This window comes from Acetobacter sacchari (assembly GCF_017377715.1).
Lineage (GTDB): Bacteria > Pseudomonadota > Alphaproteobacteria > Acetobacterales > Acetobacteraceae > Acetobacter > Acetobacter sacchari.
On record NZ_JAFVMF010000017.1, the window covers coordinates 67,153 to 88,081 of the forward strand.

Below are 20,929 nucleotides of genomic sequence, written 5' to 3' on the forward strand. Positions count from 1 at the left end.
AAAAGAGTTCGCCAATAGAGTAAACCGCACCGGGATTGTTAAATAGGTCTGCAACTGGTTGCACTGCCCCTAAAGCAGACCGACCGCTATCCTCCACATCCAGACCAAAATTTATGGGGTAGTCTCGCGGGTCAAGTATCATGACATTCCGCACGAGGAACCACGTCCAGCCTCACCTCGTCGTCCAGTGTTTTCCCTCTGGCGAGCCTGCGCCCGACTGCCTCGATAAATCCGTCATACCGCTCTCGCCCCTTGCTCTGCGCTGCCGCAAGCGCCGCATCTGGTAACGGCGGTGTGCTGGTCAGCCAGAAGCGCACGAACACGGCCAGCGATTCATTGGAGATCGTCACCCGCCGCTCCATGCGCTCCAACTGGCGCGTCATCCGGTCCAGTCGCCGGGTCAGCGCGGCTTCCAGCCGCTCCGGCCCGTCCGGCGACAGGAACGACGCCAGCGCCGTCTCCACGATCAGCGCCTGCGGCACCTTCTTGCGAGCAGCGTAATCGGCTAATTTTGCGCTGAGATCGGGCGGCAGCCGGATCGTGTGCTTGATCCGCATCGCTGTCATAGCCCCATCCGATCGCCAGGATCGAGCGAGACCTGACGCGCGAGAACCTGCTCACCGCGGCGTATGGTCTGCGCTCGTGTGGCATCGTCCTCGGACTCATCCTCCGGCGGGTCGAACTCATGCACCGGCTTCCTCGGCGTCTGAACCACCTCTTCCTGTTCCGGTAGTTCCGGCTCACGGCGGATGCCGGCATTGGCGGGATCATCATTTGCATTACTGGCAGGAGGCGGCTGGACCACATCGGCCCAGTCCCCTGGCGACTGCGGTCCGGTGGGTGGCGTTCCCTCGGGGGCCGAAGGTGGCTCGAACCGGGGTGGCGGGAGGATGCGCGCGGCCAGTTCAGTATCCTCGAAATACCGCGCCTTGCGCGCCCGGACCGGCGGGCAGCCGGAAACCAGCACCAGTTCCTCGTCAGGAGGAAGCTGCATGATCTCGCCGGGCGTCAGCAAGGGCCGGGCGGTTTCGTGGCGTGTCACCATCAGATGCCCGAGCCACGGCGACAGCCGGTGTCCAGCATAGTTCTTCGCGTCACGGATCTCTGTGGCGGTACCCAGTGCGTCGGAAACGCGTTTGGCGGTCCGCTCATCATTGGTCGCGAAACTGACCCGGACATGGCAGTTATCGAGGATCGAATTGTTCTGGCCGTAGGCTTTCTCGATCTGGTTCAGGCTCTGGCCGATCAGGAAACTCTTGATGCCGTAGCCCGCCATGAAGGCCAGGGCACTCTCGAAGAAATCCAGCCGTCCCAGCGCCGGGAACTCATCGAGCATCAGCAGCAGCCGATGGCGGCGCGTCGCCTCCAGTTCCTCGGTCAGACGACGGCCGATCTGATTCAGCACCAGACGGACCAGGGGCTTGGTGCGGCTGATGTCCGAGGGCGGAATCACCAGATACAGCGTCGCCGGATGACTGCCGGCCACAAGATCGCGGATCCGCCAGTCACAGCGCCGGGTCACATGCGCCACCACCGGATCGCGATACAGGCCAAGGAACGACATGGCGGTGGAGAGCACGCCCGAGCGCTCGTTATCGCTCTTGTTGAGCAGTTCCCGCGCCGAACTGGCGACCACCGGATGGACACCTTTTTTGCCAAGATGCGGCGTGGTCATCATCGCGCGCAAGGTGCTTTCGATCGCGCGCTTGGGATCGGAGAGGAAATTGGCGACCCCGGCCAGGGTCTTGTCCTCCTCGGCGTAGAGGACATGCAGGATGGTGCCGACCAGCAGCGCGTGGCTGGTCTTCTCCCAATGATTTCGCTTCTCAAGGGCGCCTTCGGGATCGACCAGCACGTCGGCGATGTTCTGTACATCGCGAACCTCCCGCTCACCGCGCCGGACCTCCAGCAACGGATTGTAAGCGGCGCTGGCGAGATTGGTCGGATCGAACAGCAGCACCCGGCCGAAGCGGGAGCGCCAGCCGGCGGTCAGCGTCCAGTTCTCACCCTTGATGTCATGGACGATGGCGGAGCCCGGCCAGGTCAGCAGCGTCGGCACAACCAGCCCGACGCCCTTACCCGAGCGGGTCGGCGCAAAGCACAGCACATGCTCCGGTCCGTCATGACGGAGATAGGCATCGGCCGAGCGGCCCAGCACCACGCCATCGGGTGCGAGCAGCCCCGCCCGACGGATCTCACGCGGATCGGCCCAATGTGCCGAGCCATAGGTTGTGGCACGCTTTTTCTCGCGGGCACGCCAGACGGACATCGTGATCGCGACGATGACGGCGACAATCCCTCCCGACCCCGCGATGTAACCGCCGGTGGTGAAGATATCCGGGGCGTAGGCGTCATAGGCGAACCACCACCAGAAGAACTCCGGCGGATAATAGACCGGCCAGCCGAGCAGCATGACCCACGGCGCGCCGAGCTGCGGCTGGAAGCCGAGCCGCCAAGCGGTCCACTGGGTGGCAGCCCACGTGAAGGCGAGGATCACGGTGCTGACGGAAAACACCGATCCCCAGAGGATTTTGGTCTGATTCATGACAGGAACCGACCAAACGGCTCGATTGTCTGATATTCAAGGCTTAATGACAACGCCTGGGGCCGCCGGACAATAGCGGATAATAAACGGACGGCTCCCGTCCGCAGGGATCGAACGATGACCGACACCATCCGCCTGATCGAGGCCGTCGCCAGCTATCATGCCCACGTCTATTTCGACGGCGCGGACGAGCGCGCGACCGCGGAATTGCTGCGCACCGAAATCGGTGAACGTTTCGTCGTCCGACTGGGACGCTGGCATGAGATTCCGGTCGGACCGCATACGCTGCCGATGTATCAGGTCGCCTTCGAGACGACGCTGTTCGCGACGCTCGTTCCCTGGCTGATGCTCAATCACCGTAGCCTGAGCATCCTGATCCACCCGAATACGCACTCTCCGCGCCGGGATCACATCAGCGACGGGCTCTGGCTCGGGCAGCGTCGCGCCCTGCTGCCGGAGCGGCTACCGGAAGAAGCGCCGAAGGCGGACGGCGCAGGGGATCCGAATACCGAACCGGCGGACACGGCGCCAATCTGACATCAGCCCGGAGCCGGGGGCGAGACTACGTTCTATCGGTTGCTTTGGTTGTCATGGTTTCCTATATTGCCATCATGGAGAGGAATTTTCCGGGAGGCGATACGATGCCGACGACATCCGTTTCGCAAACGCGCGCGCGCGTTGCGGGAAGCCAGACCAGAACCCGGCTTCTCGGCGTAGGAAGCATCGTGACGGTGCCTGCGGGGCTGGAACTGGCAGCACGCGAGACAGCCCGAGCGCGCGGGCGTGCCAGCGCGAAGCCACAGGTTCTGGAATACGAGGTTCGCCCGCAAGTCGATCGGTCCTCTCGCCGCGAGACCGCGACCGACGCCTATGCGGTCGGCCCGCGCGGGCTCGCCCTGTTGCGCGGGAAACAGATCAGGGACGACGATCTCCGCCGTGCCGGTGGCGCCTATACGCTCGATCAAGTCCGAGAACTGCTGAGGATCACGCGCCAGGCCGTCGAGAAGAAGGTCCGCGAACAGGCGATCCTGGCGGTTCCGGGACCGAGCGGCGAGCGGCGCTATCCGGTCGCGCAGTTCACCGGCGATGGGATCGTGTCGGGTCTGAAGCCTGTGCTCGTCGCCCTGCCAAGCGAAAGCGCATGGTTCCGTCTGAATTTCCTGGTCACGCCGCTCGCGCAACTCGACGGGCAAACGCCGATCGAAGCGCTGGGCGCCGGCAAGACTGAGGAAGTCGTGGAAGTGGCGCGGTCCATCGGTGTCCAGGGCAGCTGACCGCGTGCCGGACCAGCCTTGGCCGCCGGGAGACCTCGCTTCCCGGCAACCCCGCTGGCGCGTTCTGCCCGCGGGCCAGCCCCTGCATCGTTTTTACTCCCGCGCTCATGACCCGATTTATTTCGACCGTTCGCGCTCCGGGCGTCTCAACGCGCCGGACGGCTCTCATGGCGTTCTCTACACGGCGGAGCAGTCGGCTGGCGCGTTCGCGGAAACGTTCCTGCGCGCACCTGGCCGCACGCTGCTGCCGATGGATCTCATCGCCGCCAAAGCCCGTGCCATCCTCAGCGCCGATCGAGAACTGCGACTCGTAGAGTTGCACGGTCCCGGACTGGCTGTGCTCGGCGCCACGGCGGAGGTCACATCATCCGGCCTGCCCTACGATCTGCCGCACGCCTGGTCGAAAGCCGTTCACGACACCTGGCCCGATGCGGACGGCATCAGCTACCGCGCCCGCCATGACAACGATCAGATCTGTTTCGCCCTTTTTGACCGGGCGGAAAGCGCGATTGCGATCGCCTCCCAGAGCGACAACCTTGATGCAGACTGGTTCTATGAGCTGATGGACATCTATGGCGTGGGGCTGACGAGCTGACCGGTCAGGTCTCAAATCCCCAGCCCCCGCTTGCGACCGAAATTCCAGTCCACCGATCCACCCGGCGATAGGGTGCCGGAAACCTGCCGTCCGAGCTTTTGCTCCAGCGCCGGGCGCCACGGCACAAGCTGGAAGCCCATCCCGTCATCGACCATCGCGAACCGACCCGAGGACAGGGCTACCCGCTGGCGATAGACCCCCGAGACGATCTCGCCTTCCTTCGCGGGCCGATGCTCCAGCCCGGTCTGCGCCGCCAATCTGGCCGCCGCCTGATCGAGATCGCGCTGGCGCAGGGTGCCGATCAGGTCGGGCGCGAACACCGCGCGCTCACCCTGCCGTCGGGCCAGCCCCTCGGACGCCAGACGATCAATCCGCCGCGCCATCGCCTCACGGACCTCCGTGCCAAAACCCGCGTTGGCCAGTGCAGGGTCTTTGGCGAGAAGCTGGCGGTCCAGCCATGTCGCGCCGGGTGCTGTCACCTGCTCGGTCAGCGTGAAGTCCGAGCGCGTCGCCAGCGACAGGCGCTGCGTGCCTTTCGCGTCCTCCCAACTCCGGGTCTCGACGATTGCGCCGGTCCGGGCATCGCCGGTCAACTCCAGATCCGGGAAGCGGACATGATGCGTCCGCCCGTCGGTTCCCGCGATCACCACATAGCCCGAGCCCCTCAACTCGTCATCCAGCCCGCGCTCGACCAGCCGACCGAGAACGGGATCGGCCGGCTTTTCGCCATGGATCGCGAAACCCGCGACATCGGGTTCCGCCCCGCCGCTGGCCATGGCGCGGTGCATGGTCTTGATGATGTCGCCCCGAATGGAAAGATCGCGCAGCGTGGTTTCCAACCCCGGCTTGAGGGTCCACCGCGCCACCCCGACCTGTTCGGCGAGGCCAAGCCGCTCCAGCCTGGTCGCCCTGCCGACCAGCAGACGCCTCAGTTCCGGGTCTTCAGCACCCGCGCCCGGCCGCAGATCGACGATGCCGCCACCTTCGTCGCCGATGTCCTGCAGCGCGCGATCGAGGCTGGTCCAGCGGTCTGCGCCGATCTCGGTCTCCAGGGCGGTGCGGATTTCCTGCTCGCTGCGCGGGCCAAGTTCCAGCGTCACCCGTTCGGCAGCGCGGTCGCGCAGGCCTCGGCTGATATAGTCCCGGCTGATGACCAGATCCTTGCCGTCGTCAGCGACCCCGCGCACCAGGATGTGGACATGCGGATTATCGGTGTTCCAATGGTCGATCCCGATCCAATCCAGCTTCGTGCCGAGGTCGCGCTCCATGTCCTGCATCAACTCGCGCGCGAAGCCCCGCAGATCGTCCATCTTCGCCGCATCTTCGGGCGAGACGATGAAGCGGAAATGGTGCCGATCGTCGGCGCAGCGTTCCGCGAACGCCTTGTCGTCCGTCACGTCCTTCTCGGCATCGAACAAATGGGCCCTGGCCCCGTCGCGGGTCACGCCCTCGCGTCTGAGATAGGCGATGTGCCGGGCGAGTGGCGCGGAACGAAACCGTGTACCCTGCTGGCGGACGACGCGCGCCTTGACGACGACGCGACGGGCATTGCTGCGCAGCTGCATGGACAGCGCCGCGCGGCGGCCCCGCCCGAAGCGGGAACCACCGCCGCCCTTGCCCTTCGCGCCGAACCGGGTGCCGGTATGACCGGCCTTCTTCGCGGCACGCATGACCTCGCCGACGAAAGATTTCGGTCGTGCGCCCTGATTGCCATGCTGGATGCGTCCGGGTCGGACAGTCAGGCTGTCATCGCGCGTCGCCATGGCCCGCTCTCCGCTTCGATCTGCACCTGACGGCGCCCGGATCGTTGAAAACATGAGGAAAACTGCACGGACAGCCGCAGGTGGTGCGTGGTGAGAGGGCAAATTCCCCAATCAAACCAACCATATGCAGCCCCGAACGGGCGTTGCTTTTACCTTGCCGTCCTTTCCTCCGTTGCCAGCCTCCCCCCCAGCACCCCATCCCCAAGGCACCCACACCCTGCCAGCACCCGATGAACCGGAACGGGGGTCATCGACGTGCTTCCCCATGTCCCGACGCGATGAACAGCCCGGCCGATTGCGGTGCAAGCGCCGTCCAGTCGCTCGGGCGGGCGTCGTCGGCATGCACCGGATCGTGCACGCTTTCGACAGGCCGGGACGCCTCGCCCGCGCGCAGAAATGACGCCGGAAAGAGGGAGGAAACCTGCCAGGATGGTGTCGCCGAAGTACCGATCGCGATGTCATCAGCAATCGGCAGAGCCAGCCGCGCGCTGACCGACGCAACGTAATTCCGCGTCTCGGCAGGCAACGGTCGGCCGGTCGCCAGATGCTCGTCATAGCGCGCGGGACCGGCATTATAGGCGGCGAGAAACCCGGCCTCGCCGTAGCGATCCCGCATCCAGCGCAGATAGGTCGCGCCGGCCAGAATGTTGTCGTGCGGGTCAAAGGGATCGTCGCCGAGCCCGAGGGACGTACGCAGGCTGGCCCATGTGCCGGGCATCACCTGCATGAGCCCCATCGCACCCGCCGACGACACGGCATGCACATCGCCTCGGCTCTCTGCATGCAGGACGGCAGCAATCCATGACGCTGGAATCTGCGCGCGCGTGGCGGCTTCCGCGATCATGTCGGCGTACGGATCAGCCTCCGCCATGCGAACGGGTGACACGGAAACCAGCACTGCAACCAGTGCGTTCGCGACAAGATCGCGAACCTTCCTACCGCCGGTCATCACGCTTCACCGGACGGTTCCAGACCAGATGAAAAGCGCGTCCCTGACGGTCGGACTGGAACAGATTGGCGCGGATCGGCTGCGCCAGCATGGGGTCGTCGAGAACCAGCGAGAGATAGGTGCCCGCCTTCTCGCCGGTGCGTTTCCACGCAGCGCCGATCTCCGGTCCGACGTCGGCATCGCCGAGATGGACGCGATAGTCGGGTGCATGCTCGGCGTCCGACGATGTCGCCGGCACGATCGTCAGTTCGACGTCGAGGGCGAGCGTGCGCAGGCGACCGGCGAAGCCGTCGGCCGTGCGTGTGAAATTACCGATCTGGGCCATGTCAGCCTCGTTTCTGTTTGGGGTTGGGAGAAATCGGTGACGGCGCGAGCCACAGCGGCTGGGCGCGGCCGAGCACGGTGTCGACCGGCAGGACGCCGAAATAGCGGCCGTCGAGACTGGTCGGGACCGCCGGGTTCATGACGAAAATCTGGCCGGGCAAGACGTGTCGGCAGCCCTGCCAGACCGGCAGCGGACGACCGCGATGGTCGCGGGCGAGGGTCGTGCCGAGTGCCTTGCCGTCGACCGAAACGACGGCGCCGTTCCGGCACACGACCTGTCCCGGCAGCGCCGCGACAGGCTTGAGCAGCGGCACGCCGAGCGGCAGATAGCCGCCGCGCGCCAGCAATGCGGCGATGTCGGTGGGCGGGCGGATCGCGATCAGATCACCGACATGCAGGGGGCTTACCGATTGCAGGCGATACAGCCCGACCGGCGTGCTGGCGGTGGCGTTCCAGATCAGCCGGGGCGCCGGATGGATCACCACTGACGTGCCAGCACCGAGGATTGCGAAATAGGTGGTGAAGAACCAGCCGAAGCGCGTCATGACACCGCCCTCCGGCGCAGCCAGGCCTGATGGCGGTCGCGCGTGTAGGGACGTGACGCCTGCCCGGAAAGCATCCGGTTGTGCAGATGCCGCCAATGCTCGGGTGCCACATCGACGGGGTCGATGCCGATGGTTTCGACATGATCGACGGCTTCGAGCACCAGGCGGACCTTCGGCCAACCGCTCTGACGCAGCAGGCTCTCACCACCGGGACGCACGAACGGCACCGTCTGATACGGCTCTCCGGGACGGGTGACGCGCACGATGTCGATGCAGGAGACCACCGTGCCGTAATCGTTCGCAGCCCAACGCAGGAAGGCGAACACGGTGTCCGGCGGAAAGCTCAGTATCCGCCGCCGACGATCGAGAATCTGCTCATGGGCGACAGAGCCGAAGCGGATCCAGTGCTCGATGCGCTTCTCGATCCAGGTCAGTTCGACATGGGCAAGCGTGTCGGCGGGACGGCCGCATGCCGCCTCGTGCGTAGCGTTCATGGCGTGTCTCCTGGGTTATCGGGGAACTCTCGGGCCAGCAGGGCGCGCAGCATGTCGGCGACCGTGATGTCGCGCTGGAACGCCGCGACCTTGAGCCGCGCGCGCAGCGCCGGCGTGACGTCGATCGTCAGCCGGGCGGTGAAGCGGTTGGTGATCGCGGACTTGTCCGGCGCCTTGACCCAGCGTTCCGGGTCTGGGGGGCGCGACGCGAAGCCGAGCAGCGTGCGACGCCCTGTCATGGCGAAATTCCTTCGCCGATCAGGAACTGGCCACGCGGTCTCTGGGCGGCACACGCCTTTACCGGCCAGCCCGAAACGCGGCGGTCCCAGGCAAGCGACGTATCGCCATAGGGGCGATCGACCAGGATCATGTCGTAGGGGCCGTGCCAGGGCATCAGGAGCGCGCTATCGCCGGTCAATAGGGTCATGACACCAGCCCCCCGATCTCAGCGGTCAGGGCGGCGATTTCTCGGGCGGCAATCCCATGCGGACGCAGGTCACAGACCAGGCGGCCGGTGCGCGCAGCGTCGGCGAACGCGACCCGCTGGCCGATCCTCGATGCCAGCGCCGCCGGCTCATGCCCGGCGAGTGCGAGCCGGGTTTCGCGGGCGCTGACCGTGCGCGCAGCGCAACGGTTGAACACGAACCGGGCCAGCAGGCCGGGACGGAAGAGCCGCGCCTCCTCCAACAGCCGCAGCATCTCGGCCGAGGCCCAGCCGTCAAAGGGCGAGGGCTGCGCCGGGATCAGCACCAGGTCGGCGGCCAGCAGGGCCGAGCGCAGCAATGCCGCCACGCGCGGCGGACCGTCGATGACGACGTGATCCGCCCCCTGAGCCAGTGCCGGAACTTCGTGATGCAGCGTGTCGCGCGCCAGCCCCATGACACCGAACAGCCGGGGCAGTCCTTCCCGCGCGCGCTGCGCCGACCAGTCCAGCGCCGAGCCCTGCGGGTCGGCGTCGATGACCGTCACGCGCTGACCTTCCCGAGCCCATTGGCCCGCGAGATGCAGCGCCAGCGTCGTCTTGCCGACGCCGCCCTTCTGGTTGAGGAGGGCCACGATCATGACCCCTCTCAGGGGCTTATCCACGGATCGGCAGGGGGGCCAACATCCTTAAAGTTAGACTCTTTTAAGTTAGATTCTAAGTTAAGGGCGTCATAACCGTTTGATTCAAGGTCGTGATTCGGCGTTTTCCGCAAACGATAGCACGGATGCCGTGGCAGTGATGGCACGGATAAATCCACAACCGATAGCACGGATGAATTCACAGCTTGTCCACAGGCGCCTGTGGATAGTTTGACAGGAGCAAAGGCCAGCGTGTCGTTGCCGTTACGGTCGGGGCGCACCGACAGCCGATAGCCGGCAAAGGGCTGCCGTTTCGCCATCTCGCGCAGTTCGAAGGCAAAGCGGCGATAGGGGGAAAGACTGGCGGATTTTTCGTAGAGATGGCGCAGGCCGAAGGCCCAGCCCGCACGCTGGCGACCGCCATGCTTGCGCACAATGCGATAGAGCCAGCGCTCCAGACCGCCTGTGAGGCTAAAATAGACCGGGTCGATGGTCAGCACGAGCGCGTCATCGAGTACCGCCTGGTAGAACCAGTCGGGCAGGATCAGTTCGATCACGCGGGTGCGCCCTTCCCGCGCGGTGTGCCGCTTCCATTCATTGATCCAGGAGAACCGGTGCAGTTGTCCCTTCCCGGTCTGCCGGAGCGAGGTCTTGATCGTGGTGGATTGCAGCCGGTCGAAGGCTGCTTCCAGCCGCTCATAGTCCCGCGCGCTGTCGCCCCGGCCGATGAAGGTCAGGATCTCGCGCGGGCTGGCCACCATCAGCCGCGATGTGCGCCGACCGGCGTCGCGCGCGGCAACGAGATGGCTGGCGGCCCAGATCAGCACGTCAGCGTCCCAGATCGTGGCCATGCCATGTTCGGCTGACGCCTCGACCCGAATGGTGACATCCGGGGTCCGATAATCGATCGGGACCATGCGAGGGGATTTGGCGAGGCTGAAAAAAGGAAACGCCATCAGATCCTGGGCGTCACGAGGCGCGAAATCTCCCGCGATGGCATGGAAGAGCTCCAGTTGCTCACGCTCGGAGCGCGTTCTGCTCGTCGGGGACATCAGCGCCGGCTCCCACGTGAGGTCGGCGGGATCAGCGGGCTTTGCCGCGCGGCCGCTGACACGGTGCCGGCGGTGGTATCCGAGGTGTGGGCCCGTGCCCCGCTCTCGACCCAGGCCTGCAGTTCATCGACCCGATAGACCACACGGCCGCCGAGCTTCGAGTAGCGCGGGCCGGTGCCGTAGATCCGATGTTTTTCCAAGGTGCGAATGGACAGTCCGACGAAGCGCGAGGCGTCGGGCGTGCGCAGGTAGCGCGGCGGCAGATCGCTGTAATTGGCGGACATGAGAAGGCTCCGTGATCGCTGTCTGAGGCCGCGGGACAAATGCGGCCAGCAGGGATCAGCGTGGCGGAGCGGGTGTGTTTGGAACTAGGACCGATCTCGCAGAGGCATGAGATCGGTCCGTGACAGGTGAAAAATCACCGCATGCCTACCGCCAACATAAGTCACATTGACAGTATTTAATAATTATTATTTACTATATCTAAGGTTTCCTGGATACCAGACGATCCACCTTGCACTATTCTTGCAATAGGAACTCCACATGGTGCAGCACTCCTGATTCCATCAATGTTTCGTATAAAATTTTTATCTGCAGATATAACCAAGTCAGATTCACAGAGATAGACGGACAACGCTGCATCAGCAGGCGTCCCACGTGTTACTTTTTGTACGGACTGCAGCATTTCGAAAGCATAGTGCAACCAGAAGCATTTCATCTGTTTTTCATTGACTTCTCGCAACCAAAAACGATTCCACGATGCCAAAGAAAACTGCATCCGATCAAAATCAAGAAAAGGCGTTAACCATTCACCAAGAGGGTGTTCAGGATATGCCAGCGCTCTTGTTACAGAAGCCCACGAACGTATCCTCCAGAATTGAATAGGTTCATCTGTGATCCCTTCAGGCAAAGGGGCTGGAAATGTTCCCTCACAATTTGTGAGTGAACCAATATCACGAATGCCTTGCTCCTTATTTAGGCTTCGTTGATCAGCATAATCTTTCCTTGCCATTTCGAGTAAATTACGGGGCCAATTACCATCCTCCTGTAATGCATTTCTAAGTAATTCCGAATGATAACGTGCTCGCTCCCAGAATCCTCTGGTCTTTCGCGTCCAATCATAACGTAGCTTATTGAAGCGTTGAGTTTTGGGTTCATGACGGAGCCACTCGGGTCGCAACCGCTTAACTTCTGAAAGAATTTCCTGAGATAAAGTGTAAGCCTCTGGCATTAGGCGTGTCCAAGTGGGCATAGTAAGTAACCTTACTAATCGACGACGATGCTCATCAGCGGGGGTTGCTAGAGCTTCAAAAAGAATTAGTGGCGGAACGACAATAATATTATTGGTACGTTTAATAGCCCGGCGCAAATCAGGACCTACGTCGGCTTTAGCGAACTCACTCCAAATGTTTGTATCCAGCATGATGCGTATAGGTGATTTCATATCAACCCGATTTGGCATGTTTAAATTCTCTCCCAACGTTAAAATCATATCTATATTTTTAAATAAAGTATTCTTATTTCATATATTTTATTTCTCATTTATATTTTTGCAGTAAACAACTAAATACTGGAAGCGAAAAATCGATGCTCCATGGTAGCGCGACAAACACGTCGCATCATGTTGACCGAAGTGAAACAAGCGAAATTACCGCTTAGACGGATGCCGGATAAAGCCTACGGGCAACCCGTTCCATGGTTAGCCCCTGTACAATGATCGTAAACACCACGACGCCGTAACAGACAGGCAGCAGCAACTCACGCAAGTCTCCTGGTGGCAATCCAAGTGCCAGCGAAACCGAGATGCCGCCACGCAGGCCGCCCCAGGTCAGGATACCAAGAACACGGCCCCGCTCCCATTGTCTGAGGTGAACCGGAAGCGTTGAAAACAGCACGCTCAATGCCCGCACGGCAATGGATAGAGGGATCACGGCAAGTGTTGCCATCACCGTAAACAGATGCGGCGTGATCTCCAGAATTTCAAAACCGATCAGCATAAACAGCAGGACGTTCAGCACCTCGTCAATGAGTGTCCATGCGATATCGAGTTCCTTTCGGGATGCCTCATCGAAAACGGAATGGCTATAACTCGTTCCGAAGCACAGGCCCGCCACCACGACGGCAATCGCACCCGACATGCCAAGCTGGTTGGCAATGCTGAAGGCTCCGGTTGCCAGAGCCAGCGACGTCAGCAGATCGATATGCGGATCCCGCTGCCCTTTCAGCACATGGAGTGCGATCCATCCGGTCAGTGCGCCCAGCAGACCGCCACCGATTGCCTCACGGCAGAAACTCAGAGCAATCTCGGAGGCGGTCACTCCCTGACTGTCCCCGGTCGCCAGCCCGATCGTGACACCGAAAATCACCACGCCCACGCCGTCGTTAAACAGACTCTCACCCGCGAAAACGGCCTGAATCGGTCCTGGCAGTCCGAGACGTTTCAGCATGCCGACAACTGAAACTGGATCAGTTGGCGCGAGAATGGCCCCAAGGACGATGCACCACGTGAAAGGAATGGCATGACCCAACACAGGGAAGACGTACCATGCCGCGATCGCCAGAAAGGCAACAGCCAGAACGGTTCCCAGAACAGAGAGAGCGGCCACGGAGGCAAGCTTTGCGCGCAGATGTCCGACATCCACCTGCGTGGCCCCGGCAAACAGAAGCAGGGACAGCGCGCCATTCAGGAGGGCCGTGGGAAGATTGATGGCTCCGAGAACAGATCGCGGAAGAGCCTGAAGGTCATAGGCCGGGATCAACGGATTCAGGATCATGACCAGCAGAGAAGACAGCAATGAGAAGACCAGCACGCCGATCGTCACAGGCAGGCGAAATGTGTGGTGATTGAGAATGCTGAACCCTGCCGAGAGGGTCAGAAGCAGGGCGAGGAGGCTGATGGTGTCCATGCCTTCACCGCTGGCCGCTGCCGTCCCCCACGTCAAGAAAAACCGGATGCTGGCTGCTTCTCGAAAGTCTTGATTGTCTGTGAAGTGGCACACGCAAGGACGAGTCGTCCTATCGCCCCCGGAATGGATGCAACAGCAAACGCCGGTATTCTCCGTCGCGCAGCACCCGTGCAAAACGTACCAGCCGTTTCATACGGAAATGCAGATCGTGCGAGAGCCAGTCCCCTGCAGAAACCTCGCAGCCGAACAGAACACCGGCGATCTCGCGCTGCGATACCCCGTCATCGAGACCGTCGAGCGTGCGGAGCGCCAGGATCAGCCTGCTGATGCGATCGGATGACAGGCGGGCCGGATCGCGACCAGACGGGCGTCCCTTGAGGACGCGCCAAAGCCGCAAGGCGGCCTGGACGCGTACCTCGAACAAGGCGTCGATCGGCAGCAACACGCCGACCGGAGCCCTGTCAGGCGGCAGGACGTATAGGCGCAGGATCGTCTCACCCTGCTCGAGCAGGACTTCTCCCGCCATATCGGGCGGCAGTCCTGTCCGAGCGAGTGAGAACGGTCGATACACCGCATCAGCCAGTGCTGTCGGCAGGGGAACAGCCGCAATCACGGCCGGCGATACCGCAACAGTCCAGAGGGCGGTGCGTGGATCGAGGGCCGTGCGGACACTCTCGAAATCGCAACCCCCAGCGCCGGGCGAAGGCTTCGGCATCCGATGCGGACAATGCGGCCCGGCGCGCAGCGCGCTGAAGGGCGGCCCAGTCACGGATAAAGTCGCGGTTACGGCTGACAAACTGCAAGGCAAAGGCAGGGGCGTCGAGCGACCGCAGGCCCTCGTACGCGCCCGCCGACCGCCAGTTGGCGCGGCTCATGACGTCGTCTCCGATGCGTAACGGGTGGGAACAGGGCAAGCACTTGCTCGCGAGAGTATGCCAGACCGTCCCGTTGCCCGCTACGCCCCAGACCTGCAACAGGTCTTGCAGGTCACGCAACGATTCAGGGTGTCAGTGGGGCGCGCCGCCGCGCAGCAGATGCTGGTAGCCATGCTCAGTCATCCAGTGCGCCCGCGCCAGATGACTGTGCCAGCAGCGGTAGACGCCCTCGGGGTCGGACGCCGGGTCGCGGTGGAGGACGATCCGGGCGACCTCGCGCCAGTCGGCGCCATCGGCCTCGGCATCCAGCAGGCGGAGATAGGTGATGAGGTGCTGTTCGTCATAGCCGGTGAGACAGGACGCTTCCGGGGCGCTGTCGGCGACGGACGGGTCGAGCGGAGGCTGCTGCATGATGGGTCCGATCAGGTCGGAGAACGAACGCGACGCACCCTACCCTGCCGCGTTTCGGTGCCGGAAGTCTCGTGAAGAAACATGACGCCGCGCCCTTGTCCGGACTCGATGAACAGGATGCCCGCCGCTTCCAGCGCGCGGCGCACCTGGTCGGTCGTGCCCTCATGAACGCCAAGACCGCGTTCGGATTCAAGGCGCTTGAGCGCGGTCAATGCTACGAGGGCCTTTTCAGCAAGCATCTCCTGTGTCCAGTTCAGAAGTGCCGGTGCCGCCCTTACCTGTCGGCCAGTGATCATCCATGATCACATCCGACACGCGGGGCAAGCACACCAGAAATACGACTATAATAGTCGCGTTGGAGAGATTCAATATCGTTTTTTCAGGATGATGGCCAAATGGAATCGACGTCTGAATTTCCGATGGTACGGGCGACCATACGAAAAAGACCCCCGCTCTATGCGGGAGTCGTCTCGTCGTGGCGTTCCGCCGCGCATTGCGCGTATGCCTGCTTCAGTTCGCGCTCGATCTGCCGGCGCTCGCGGCGGCTCAGGTGAAAACTGGTCAGTTCGGCGCGCAGCATCTGGATCTGGTCGTGTCGCGTGGTCATCGTCCTGCTCCTTTCGTTTCTCGAAGACAGGACGGACGGCTCGTGCCGGGGCGGACCGGGTCAGGGATCGCCGCAGGCGACCGGCTCGCCGGCGCGTGGGGGAGCCGATTTTGTTCGGCGTGCCCGAAGGGTACGACGGGCAAAATTGGGGGGACCACGCGTCCTTGACGCGGTTCGCCTTCGCGCATGGTACAATAGGAAGGCTGAGGGAAAGCCTCATGTTCCTTCTGCGTCTCACGTCGGGCGACCAGCGCTACCGCCCGCGCTCCGGAAAAGCACGTGGGAAAAGAGGCCCCGGAAGGCCCCGCCCGGGGAGACCGGGCGGGGTTGGTGGTGGGGCGCTTACTCCCCGTTCCGGCTGCGTGGCCGGGTCCAGATGAGGGTGTAGCCTTCCCCTTCCTCGTCGGTGAACAGGTTGGCGAAGATCGGGGCGGCGAAGGAGGGATCGTCCAGCTTCAGGCTCAGATAGGTTCGGCCTTCGTTGGAGCGGCGGGTCCATGCGGCGCCGAGTTCAACCCGTCCGAGGTAGACGCGGTAGTTGGGGGCGTTGTCGTTGGCCCGGTTGGTTTCCGCCACCAGACGGACGTTGCGGGCCTGCAGGGCCAGGGTGACGATTTCGCCTTCGAAGCCTTCGCCCACCTTCTTGAAGGAACCGATGTTAGCCATTGTCGTATCTCCATGCTGTTATCGGGCCGCGACCACCGTGGCCTCGATGGCGATCGACCAGCCGGAGGCGAGCGGCAGAGCACCCTTCAGGGCCGAAGCGCAGCAGAGGACGGCAGGACCCGAACTTTCTTGTCTCGCGAGGAATGACGGCGCCGCCGTCAGGGGAAGAAAGTTCTGGAGCGCCGTTGCGGCCAGCCGATCGAGGCGTAGCCGGTCTTCGGCTAGATCAGCCATCCGACCGAGGCCATGGTGTGCGAACCCGCCAGCCCAATGGAGAGACGATGCCGGCATGACCGGTCCGACAGGTGGGGACAGTGCGACACAGGAGGATATCGTGCTCGCCCGGTGCGACCGTCTTCCCTGCTGGTGGCGCGGATCGCGGCCAGGCACCCGCCCCCGACTGCCGCGTCCCTGCTGCGAACGGTTCGGGCCGCATCCTATGGACCCGTCGTTCCAACGAAGGCTGGCCAGCCAGTTGCCCGCTGGACGATCCCTGCTTCGCCACTGCTGTTTCGACCTGTTCACCGACGAGGAAGGGGGCCATCGCCTCCCTCATCTGGACCCGGCCCCGCAGCCGGAACGGGGAAAGAGGTCACAACCCGCCCCCGATCTCTCCGGGTGGGGCCTTCCGGGGCCCGGTCAATCCCGTTTGCTTCAACCGGCAGCGCGGGCAACAGGGAGCCCGACGGACAATTCTGATCGATCGGTGCTATGCGAAACATCGTGCGCAGCAGTCATTGTTTTCGGGATGTATCGAAAAAGACAATGGCGCTTACGCGCCACTGTCCTTGCGGAACCGCCAGACCGGGATGCCCATCTGTTTGGCCTTATCGGCCAGATTGTCCTGAATGCCCGATCCCGGAAATACCATGACCCCGACGGGCAGGACTTTCAGCAGGGCGTCGTTCCGGCGGAACGGAGCAGCCTTGCCGTGCCGGTTCCAGTCCGGCTTGAAGGCGATCTGCGCGACCTCGCGATGATCGGCCCAGCGGGAGGCAATGAATTCCGCGCCCTTGGGGGAACCTCCGTGCAGCAGCACCATATCGGGATGCTTTTCGCGCACCTTGTCCAGCCGGTTCCAGATCAGGTGATGGTCCTCGTAGTCGAGCCCGCCGGTGACCGCGACCTTTGGCCCGGGAGGCACGAGCAGTTCGGTCTCGGCCTTGCGGCGGGCGTTGAGAAAATCGCGGCTGTCGATCATGGACGCCGTCAGGGTGCTGCGGCTGACCAGTGAGCCTGAGCGCGGCCGCCAGGGCGACATCGTCAGGCGTTCGAGCTGATCGCAGGCGGAGTCGCGGAAAATTTCGTAGGCATTGCGTCGCTCCAGCAGGGTCAGGCCTTCGGCAATGAGGCGCTCCAGTTCCACCGAGCGGATCTCGCTGCCATCCTGTTCCTGCTGGCTGCGTTTCTGTGCCGCCTCGTTGCGATCGAGATCGCGCTCCACCTGCCCGACCATGCGGTGAAAGACATTGACCGTGGACCAGAGCAACGGTTCGAGATCAGGTTCCAGCCTTGTATCGGTCAGTGTGGCTGACAGGGCATCAAAGATATCGGCCACCGCGCCCTCGATCTGGCTGGCGTCGGGCAAGGGCCTTGGATCCGGCTCATCCTCGAAGGGACGGTGGCCGTAAAGCTGGAGTTCGGCCAGCACATGAGCGGTTGAAGAGGTGGCGTGTGCGGGTTCGAAATCGTCCTGTGTGCGGGTCATGGGTCTGTCCTCCGGTTCTGGCCGCGCCCCTCGCGGCCTTTCCGGGGGCGGAAAGCGGCAGACGAAGGTCTGGCCGGAACCGCGCATCGCGCGGCCGGAACGCAGTGGAGGATGGCAGGGAGCCGGCTATTTTGCTTCGCGATGCAAAGCGCGGCACGCGCGGCGGAAAATAGCCGGCTTCGCCATTGCAGGCCCGGCCTGGCTGACGCCCGCTCCCCTCATGAAAGGCCCGCGGGCGCGCCGCATCCGGAAACGGGACAGCCCCGCACGACAGGGAAAGAAGAGGACCCTCACCCCCCTTCCCGGCCCGCCTCAGTGGGCGACGGGTTGCAGGAACCGCGCCACGTCCTGCGGGGCAAGCTGGGGATGCAGGATCGCCCGCATCGCCCCACGCCCGAGATAGCGCAGATCATCGTTGAAATCCGCCAGACGCGGTGACAGCACGAGGCACTCGATCCCGGCCTCCTGCGTCCGGGCCAGCAGGGTCGTCACCGCATGGTCGCCGGCCGGGTCGTCATCGCGCAGCACATAAAGCCGGCGCAGGGCAGGCGGAAACGCCATGGCGGCGAGATGCGCCGAGGACAGGCACGCGGCCAGTTGCAGATCGGGCATGATTTCGTGGAGCGACAGCACCGTCTCGATCCCCTCGCCTGCCGCCAGAACGTCAGAGGCTGCGCCAAAACGCACGGCATGGCCGAGCAGGTCGCCCATCGCCCGACGGGGCATGGCGACAGGTGCCTTGCCCTTTCCGTCCCGCGCCAGCCAGGTGCGATGCACCCCGGTCACTCGGCCGTCGAGGTCGGTGACGGCGGCGATCATGGCGGGCCAGGTCTCGGTCGGGCTGTCAGCATCGGCGCGATAATAGCAGTCAGGGTGGAAACGCAGCGAGGACAGGTCCGTCAGGCGGGTAAGGTCACGATGGCGCAGCCAGGTTTCCGCCAATGTGCCCGCAATCGGGCGGGACATGGCCCAGAGCCGACGTGCGGCGTCTGCGGTGCCAGATGCCTGCCCCGACGTATCGTGGCTGAACGCATGAGAATGAGAACGACCACGATCAGCGGTCTGTCGTGGCTCCGGTTGCGGTAAACTGAGGAAGCGCCGGGCCTCGTCGGCGACATCACGGAAATCCAGCAGCCCGAGGCTTTCGCGGATGATGTCGAGCAGATCGCCGTGCTGTCCTGTCGCGCCATCCGTCCATTTGCCCGCGCGGCCACGTCCGTCCGCCCCACCATGCAGGCGGACATAGAGCGACCGCCCCGGCGTGTTGCGCACGTCGCCGACCAGCCAGTAATTGCCGTGACGGCGACCGGCGGACAGATATCGACGGCACACCGCCTCTGCGTTCTCCGCCAGACGACGGGCGAGATCGCCCGCATCATGTCCGGTCATCACCCTGCCCTCCTGTATCGGGATTGCCTCCATCCAGGGCAATCGCCAGCCAGCGATCGGTGGTTATCCATGAAATCGTCCTGCGCCTGCCAAGGTCAAGCAGATGCGCGCCGCCGCTGAAGGCGCCGATCCGGGGGCGTGAGGCCGTATTGGCCCATTGAAATCCCCATCGCCCCCGCAATCGGAATGCCCGTGCGCAGCGTAGCACGAATTCCACGATCTGCTGCGGATCCCCGGTCACGTCATCGCGCATCCAGAGCTTGGTGCCACCATATTCCGGTTCTACGGAAAGCCGGAACCCGTTAGAGGGCGGATCTTCCGCCGCCAACTCATCCATGAACGCGTTGTAGAGATCGAGCGCCTTTGCGGCATTGTCCACCGTATCCACGTCGAGAACGCAGGAAAAATGCGTGAAAAAATCAGCCATCGGAAGAACTCCCGAAACGAAAAAGCCCGGCGCAGCGGCCGGGCTCGTAAAGACGTATTGACGGAAAGATAGAGAAGCGGCTTTCAGGAAGCCCGTTCCATCAACCTGCGGGCCTTTTCTTCCATATCCAGTCGCGTATCCTGATTGGCCTTCGTCCGCGCCAGTGCGGTAATGCCCTGCACGAAATCGAACACGCTCTCGGGCTTGCGTCCCTCCTCGTTCAACACCGTCTCGATGATCTTCGCGGTTTCCGGTTTCGAGAACCCACGACGCCGCAGGAAGGTTTCCCGATCGTCATCGGTCTTCGCAACGAGTATCCGACGCGAGGCCTGAATGCCGGAGACGAACGACGTCGGGCTGGCCGTGGCAAAATTCCGCAAGGCCGGTGTCGCCTGGTGCACGAAACGCGAAGCCGCAAACTTGCTATGCCGGATCGTGATCTGTTCGAAATTTTCCACGCCCCACAGCATACGGTTCTGGCACACTCCGCGCAGGTAAAACGACGCAATACCAAGGCTCTTGCTGCCGACTTCCGAATTCCAGGCGTAGAAACCCCGGAAATAGAGATCGGGATCGCCATTGGGCAGCCGTCCAGCCTCGATCGGGTGGGTGTCGTCCACGAGAAACAGAAACACATCCCTGTCTGACGCATAGAGCGTGGTGGTCTCCCTGGTGATGTCCACATAAGGATTATGGGTCATGGTGGCCCAGTCGATGACGCCAGGCACCTTCCAGTTTGTATCGCCTGTGCCATCACCGGCGATCTTCCGCACCGCGCCCACCAGTTCATGGTCCCAGATGCGGCCGTAATCCGGACCGGTTACGGCGCGCAGTTCCACCCGACCGTCTTCCGTCTCCAGGGTTTTGACCAGTTCGGCCCGGTGCGCCAGCAGGCCGTGCTGCAGGTTGATCGCCGCCAGTGGAGCCGGAAGGTTACGCAGATAGGATGAAGGTGCCCCGACAAGGCTGCACATCTGGCCGAACGACCAGTGAGTCGGTGCGATCGGCTCACTCTGGCCCGGCACGGTCAGGGTGAGGCGCTCGGCATTGTCGCGGGATGCTTCCACGCGGATGGCGCGGCTTTCCACCGTGCGGGCGGTGGCGCGCTCGGCACGGGCAAGTGTGGCTGCGTGCAGGTCGGACAGGGACAGATACCGCTCATCATCGGGGCGGGAGAACCATTCGGACGAGACGCGGGCGTTCCGTTCGCCACGTGACGGGTCGATACGGAAGCCGCCGGAAGTGGCACCACGGGACGCGGGAGACAGGATGGTGGTCATGAGAAACTCTCCTCTTATGCCGATTATTCGGCACAAACGGCGAAGCCGACCTCTTCC

The 20,929-nt window shown here is 63.2% G+C and carries 27 protein-coding genes and 1 pseudogene; 3 read left to right on the forward strand and 25 right to left on the reverse strand.

What is annotated here, in order from left to right; genetic code table 11:
- Window positions 1-131 precede the first annotated feature (131 nt).
- Together J2D73_RS15070 and J2D73_RS15075 are read right to left on the reverse strand one after the other, a co-directional pair.
- Window positions 132-566 (reverse strand): CopG family transcriptional regulator, encoded by a 435-nt coding sequence (locus J2D73_RS15070; protein WP_456304361.1) that lies wholly within the window; start codon window positions 564-566, stop codon window positions 132-134.
- The gene (locus J2D73_RS15075; protein ID WP_183009835.1) at window positions 563-2,545 is read right to left on the reverse strand and encodes a conjugal transfer protein TraG; all 1,983 of its coding nucleotides are present in this window, start codon (window positions 2,543-2,545) and stop codon (window positions 563-565) included. The genes J2D73_RS15070 and J2D73_RS15075 overlap by 4 nt, the downstream gene beginning before the upstream one ends.
- A 117-nt stretch (window positions 2,546-2,662) precedes the next feature.
- On the opposite strand from J2D73_RS15075, the gene J2D73_RS15080 reads away from it, so the two are divergent.
- The 3 genes from J2D73_RS15080 (at window position 2,663) to J2D73_RS15090 (ending at window position 4,414) form a co-directional block, all read left to right on the forward strand.
- Complete coding sequence (locus J2D73_RS15080) at window positions 2,663-3,082, forward strand: DOPA 4,5-dioxygenase family protein (protein WP_183009836.1); 420 nt, start codon at window positions 2,663-2,665, stop codon at window positions 3,080-3,082.
- Window positions 3,083-3,186: 104 nt separating this feature from the next.
- Entirely contained in the window at window positions 3,187-3,819 is a 633-nt protein-coding gene (locus J2D73_RS15085) for a hypothetical protein (RefSeq protein WP_183009837.1), read from the forward strand.
- Window positions 3,803-4,414, forward strand: coding sequence for an RES family NAD+ phosphorylase (locus tag J2D73_RS15090; RefSeq protein ID WP_341535100.1), 612 nt, complete (start codon window positions 3,803-3,805; stop codon window positions 4,412-4,414). The genes J2D73_RS15085 and J2D73_RS15090 overlap by 17 nt, the downstream gene beginning before the upstream one ends.
- An 11-nt stretch (window positions 4,415-4,425) precedes the next feature.
- Here J2D73_RS15090 and J2D73_RS15095 read toward each other — a convergent pair whose 3' ends face one another.
- The 23 genes and pseudogenes from J2D73_RS15095 to J2D73_RS15200 form a co-directional block, all read right to left on the reverse strand.
- Window positions 4,426-6,177, reverse strand: coding sequence for a relaxase/mobilization nuclease domain-containing protein (locus J2D73_RS15095; RefSeq protein ID WP_207882640.1), 1,752 nt, complete (start codon window positions 6,175-6,177; stop codon window positions 4,426-4,428).
- 247 nt (window positions 6,178-6,424) lie between these two features.
- Window positions 6,425-7,126 (reverse strand): lytic transglycosylase domain-containing protein, encoded by a 702-nt coding sequence (locus J2D73_RS15100; RefSeq protein WP_207882584.1) that lies wholly within the window; start codon window positions 7,124-7,126, stop codon window positions 6,425-6,427.
- Window positions 7,113-7,451: a DUF736 domain-containing protein gene (locus J2D73_RS15105; protein WP_207882586.1), complete on the reverse strand. Its 339-nt coding sequence runs from the start codon at window positions 7,449-7,451 to the stop codon at window positions 7,113-7,115. The genes J2D73_RS15100 and J2D73_RS15105 overlap by 14 nt, the downstream gene beginning before the upstream one ends.
- A gap of 1 nt (window position 7,452) precedes the next feature.
- Window positions 7,453-7,995 (reverse strand): S26 family signal peptidase, encoded by a 543-nt coding sequence (locus J2D73_RS15110; protein WP_207882588.1) that lies wholly within the window; start codon window positions 7,993-7,995, stop codon window positions 7,453-7,455.
- Window positions 7,992-8,489 carry a DUF2840 domain-containing protein gene (locus tag J2D73_RS15115; RefSeq protein WP_207882590.1) on the reverse strand — a complete coding sequence of 166 codons (498 nt, stop codon included), beginning with the start codon at window positions 8,487-8,489 and terminating at the stop codon, window positions 7,992-7,994. Before J2D73_RS15115 ends, J2D73_RS15110 begins: the two co-directional genes overlap by 4 nt.
- Window positions 8,486-8,728 (reverse strand): hypothetical protein, encoded by a 243-nt coding sequence (locus J2D73_RS15120; protein ID WP_207882592.1) that lies wholly within the window; start codon window positions 8,726-8,728, stop codon window positions 8,486-8,488. The genes J2D73_RS15115 and J2D73_RS15120 overlap by 4 nt, the downstream gene beginning before the upstream one ends.
- Window positions 8,725-8,916, reverse strand: a complete 192-nt coding sequence (locus J2D73_RS15125; protein WP_243429987.1) for a hypothetical protein — start codon at window positions 8,914-8,916, stop codon at window positions 8,725-8,727. The genes J2D73_RS15120 and J2D73_RS15125 overlap by 4 nt, the downstream gene beginning before the upstream one ends.
- A complete protein-coding gene (gene parA / locus J2D73_RS15130; RefSeq protein WP_207882594.1) occupies window positions 8,913-9,551 on the reverse strand; it encodes a ParA family partition ATPase in 639 nt (212 codons plus the stop codon). Before parA ends, J2D73_RS15125 begins: the two co-directional genes overlap by 4 nt.
- 8 nt (window positions 9,552-9,559) lie before the next feature.
- Window positions 9,560-10,603, reverse strand: coding sequence for a replication initiator protein A (locus J2D73_RS15135; RefSeq protein ID WP_207882596.1), 1,044 nt, complete (start codon window positions 10,601-10,603; stop codon window positions 9,560-9,562).
- Window positions 10,603-10,887 carry a helix-turn-helix transcriptional regulator gene (locus J2D73_RS15140; protein WP_012553533.1) on the reverse strand — a complete coding sequence of 95 codons (285 nt, stop codon included), beginning with the start codon at window positions 10,885-10,887 and terminating at the stop codon, window positions 10,603-10,605. The genes J2D73_RS15135 and J2D73_RS15140 overlap by 1 nt, the downstream gene beginning before the upstream one ends.
- A gap of 176 nt (window positions 10,888-11,063) precedes the next feature.
- Window positions 11,064-12,095: a type II toxin-antitoxin system VapC family toxin gene (locus J2D73_RS15145; RefSeq protein WP_207882597.1), complete on the reverse strand. Its 1,032-nt coding sequence runs from the start codon at window positions 12,093-12,095 to the stop codon at window positions 11,064-11,066.
- Window positions 12,096-12,258: 163 nt separating this feature from the next.
- Window positions 12,259-13,509, reverse strand: a complete 1,251-nt coding sequence (locus tag J2D73_RS15150) for a cation:proton antiporter (protein ID WP_207882599.1) — start codon at window positions 13,507-13,509, stop codon at window positions 12,259-12,261.
- Between the two features lie 109 nt (window positions 13,510-13,618).
- Entirely contained in the window at window positions 13,619-14,278 is a 660-nt protein-coding gene (locus J2D73_RS15155) for a DUF2285 domain-containing protein (protein WP_341535101.1), read from the reverse strand.
- A pseudogene (locus J2D73_RS20895) lies at window positions 14,244-14,384 on the reverse strand (transcriptional regulator domain-containing protein); the annotation flags it as partial. The pseudogene J2D73_RS20895 and the gene J2D73_RS15155, both read right to left, overlap by 35 nt.
- A gap of 132 nt (window positions 14,385-14,516) precedes the next feature.
- Complete coding sequence (locus tag J2D73_RS15160; protein ID WP_207882601.1) at window positions 14,517-14,795, reverse strand: DNA -binding domain-containing protein; 279 nt, start codon at window positions 14,793-14,795, stop codon at window positions 14,517-14,519.
- A gap of 11 nt (window positions 14,796-14,806) precedes the next feature.
- The gene (locus J2D73_RS15165) at window positions 14,807-15,091 is read right to left on the reverse strand and encodes an XRE family transcriptional regulator (RefSeq protein ID WP_207882603.1); all 285 of its coding nucleotides are present in this window, start codon (window positions 15,089-15,091) and stop codon (window positions 14,807-14,809) included.
- A gap of 158 nt (window positions 15,092-15,249) precedes the next feature.
- Window positions 15,250-15,402, reverse strand: coding sequence for a hypothetical protein (locus J2D73_RS15170; RefSeq protein ID WP_207882605.1), 153 nt, complete (start codon window positions 15,400-15,402; stop codon window positions 15,250-15,252).
- A gap of 342 nt (window positions 15,403-15,744) precedes the next feature.
- Window positions 15,745-16,068 (reverse strand): DUF736 domain-containing protein, encoded by a 324-nt coding sequence (locus tag J2D73_RS15175; RefSeq protein WP_035378674.1) that lies wholly within the window; start codon window positions 16,066-16,068, stop codon window positions 15,745-15,747.
- An 18-nt stretch (window positions 16,069-16,086) separates the two neighbouring features.
- Window positions 16,087-16,359, reverse strand: a complete 273-nt coding sequence (locus tag J2D73_RS15180) for a hypothetical protein (protein ID WP_243429989.1) — start codon at window positions 16,357-16,359, stop codon at window positions 16,087-16,089.
- Between the two features lie 481 nt (window positions 16,360-16,840).
- Window positions 16,841-17,776 carry a DUF2493 domain-containing protein gene (locus tag J2D73_RS15185; protein ID WP_207882606.1) on the reverse strand — a complete coding sequence of 312 codons (936 nt, stop codon included), beginning with the start codon at window positions 17,774-17,776 and terminating at the stop codon, window positions 16,841-16,843.
- Window positions 17,777-18,088: 312 nt separating this feature from the next.
- A complete protein-coding gene (locus J2D73_RS15190; protein ID WP_207882607.1) occupies window positions 18,089-19,165 on the reverse strand; it encodes a DUF7146 domain-containing protein in 1,077 nt (358 codons plus the stop codon).
- The gene (locus J2D73_RS15195; RefSeq protein ID WP_207882609.1) at window positions 19,152-19,592 is read right to left on the reverse strand and encodes a hypothetical protein; all 441 of its coding nucleotides are present in this window, start codon (window positions 19,590-19,592) and stop codon (window positions 19,152-19,154) included. Before J2D73_RS15195 ends, J2D73_RS15190 begins: the two co-directional genes overlap by 14 nt.
- Before the next feature lie 83 nt (window positions 19,593-19,675).
- Entirely contained in the window at window positions 19,676-20,872 is a 1,197-nt protein-coding gene (locus tag J2D73_RS15200) for a DUF932 domain-containing protein (protein WP_207882611.1), read from the reverse strand.
- Between the last annotated feature and the right edge of the window lie 57 nt (window positions 20,873-20,929).

What these genes read in the sequence shown, in the direction of transcription:
- J2D73_RS15070 (WP_456304361.1), bottom strand. Translation starts at nt 566, where the DNA reads ATGACAGCGATGCGGATCAAGCACACGATCCGGCTGCCGCCCGATCTC.
- J2D73_RS15075 (WP_183009835.1), bottom strand. Translation starts at nt 2,545, where the DNA reads ATGAATCAGACCAAAATCCTCTGGGGATCGGTGTTTTCCGTCAGCACC.
- J2D73_RS15080 (WP_183009836.1), top strand. Translation starts at nt 2,663, where the DNA reads ATGACCGACACCATCCGCCTGATCGAGGCCGTCGCCAGCTATCATGCC.
- J2D73_RS15085 (WP_183009837.1), top strand. Translation starts at nt 3,187, where the DNA reads ATGCCGACGACATCCGTTTCGCAAACGCGCGCGCGCGTTGCGGGAAGC.
- J2D73_RS15095 (WP_207882640.1), bottom strand. Translation starts at nt 6,177, where the DNA reads ATGGCGACGCGCGATGACAGCCTGACTGTCCGACCCGGACGCATCCAG.
- J2D73_RS15100 (WP_207882584.1), bottom strand. Translation starts at nt 7,126, where the DNA reads ATGACCGGCGGTAGGAAGGTTCGCGATCTTGTCGCGAACGCACTGGTT.
- J2D73_RS15105 (WP_207882586.1), bottom strand. Translation starts at nt 7,451, where the DNA reads ATGGCCCAGATCGGTAATTTCACACGCACGGCCGACGGCTTCGCCGGT.
- J2D73_RS15110 (WP_207882588.1), bottom strand. Translation starts at nt 7,995, where the DNA reads ATGACGCGCTTCGGCTGGTTCTTCACCACCTATTTCGCAATCCTCGGT.
- J2D73_RS15115 (WP_207882590.1), bottom strand. Translation starts at nt 8,489, where the DNA reads ATGAACGCTACGCACGAGGCGGCATGCGGCCGTCCCGCCGACACGCTT.
- J2D73_RS15120 (WP_207882592.1), bottom strand. Translation starts at nt 8,728, where the DNA reads ATGACAGGGCGTCGCACGCTGCTCGGCTTCGCGTCGCGCCCCCCAGAC.
- J2D73_RS15125 (WP_243429987.1), bottom strand. Translation starts at nt 8,916, where the DNA reads ATGACCCTATTGACCGGCGATAGCGCGCTCCTGATGCCCTGGCACGGC.
- parA (WP_207882594.1), bottom strand. Translation starts at nt 9,551, where the DNA reads ATGATCGTGGCCCTCCTCAACCAGAAGGGCGGCGTCGGCAAGACGACG.
- J2D73_RS15135 (WP_207882596.1), bottom strand. Translation starts at nt 10,603, where the DNA reads ATGTCCCCGACGAGCAGAACGCGCTCCGAGCGTGAGCAACTGGAGCTC.
- J2D73_RS15140 (WP_012553533.1), bottom strand. Translation starts at nt 10,887, where the DNA reads ATGTCCGCCAATTACAGCGATCTGCCGCCGCGCTACCTGCGCACGCCC.
- J2D73_RS15145 (WP_207882597.1), bottom strand. Translation starts at nt 12,095, where the DNA reads ATGATTTTAACGTTGGGAGAGAATTTAAACATGCCAAATCGGGTTGAT.
- J2D73_RS15150 (WP_207882599.1), bottom strand. Translation starts at nt 13,509, where the DNA reads ATGGACACCATCAGCCTCCTCGCCCTGCTTCTGACCCTCTCGGCAGGG.
- J2D73_RS15160 (WP_207882601.1), bottom strand. Translation starts at nt 14,795, where the DNA reads ATGCAGCAGCCTCCGCTCGACCCGTCCGTCGCCGACAGCGCCCCGGAA.
- J2D73_RS15165 (WP_207882603.1), bottom strand. Translation starts at nt 15,091, where the DNA reads ATGATCACTGGCCGACAGGTAAGGGCGGCACCGGCACTTCTGAACTGG.
- J2D73_RS15170 (WP_207882605.1), bottom strand. Translation starts at nt 15,402, where the DNA reads ATGACCACGCGACACGACCAGATCCAGATGCTGCGCGCCGAACTGACC.
- J2D73_RS15175 (WP_035378674.1), bottom strand. Translation starts at nt 16,068, where the DNA reads ATGGCTAACATCGGTTCCTTCAAGAAGGTGGGCGAAGGCTTCGAAGGC.
- J2D73_RS15180 (WP_243429989.1), bottom strand. Translation starts at nt 16,359, where the DNA reads ATGCCGGCATCGTCTCTCCATTGGGCTGGCGGGTTCGCACACCATGGC.
- J2D73_RS15185 (WP_207882606.1), bottom strand. Translation starts at nt 17,776, where the DNA reads ATGACCCGCACACAGGACGATTTCGAACCCGCACACGCCACCTCTTCA.
- J2D73_RS15190 (WP_207882607.1), bottom strand. Translation starts at nt 19,165, where the DNA reads ATGACCGGACATGATGCGGGCGATCTCGCCCGTCGTCTGGCGGAGAAC.
- J2D73_RS15195 (WP_207882609.1), bottom strand. Translation starts at nt 19,592, where the DNA reads ATGGCTGATTTTTTCACGCATTTTTCCTGCGTTCTCGACGTGGATACG.
- J2D73_RS15200 (WP_207882611.1), bottom strand. Translation starts at nt 20,872, where the DNA reads ATGACCACCATCCTGTCTCCCGCGTCCCGTGGTGCCACTTCCGGCGGC.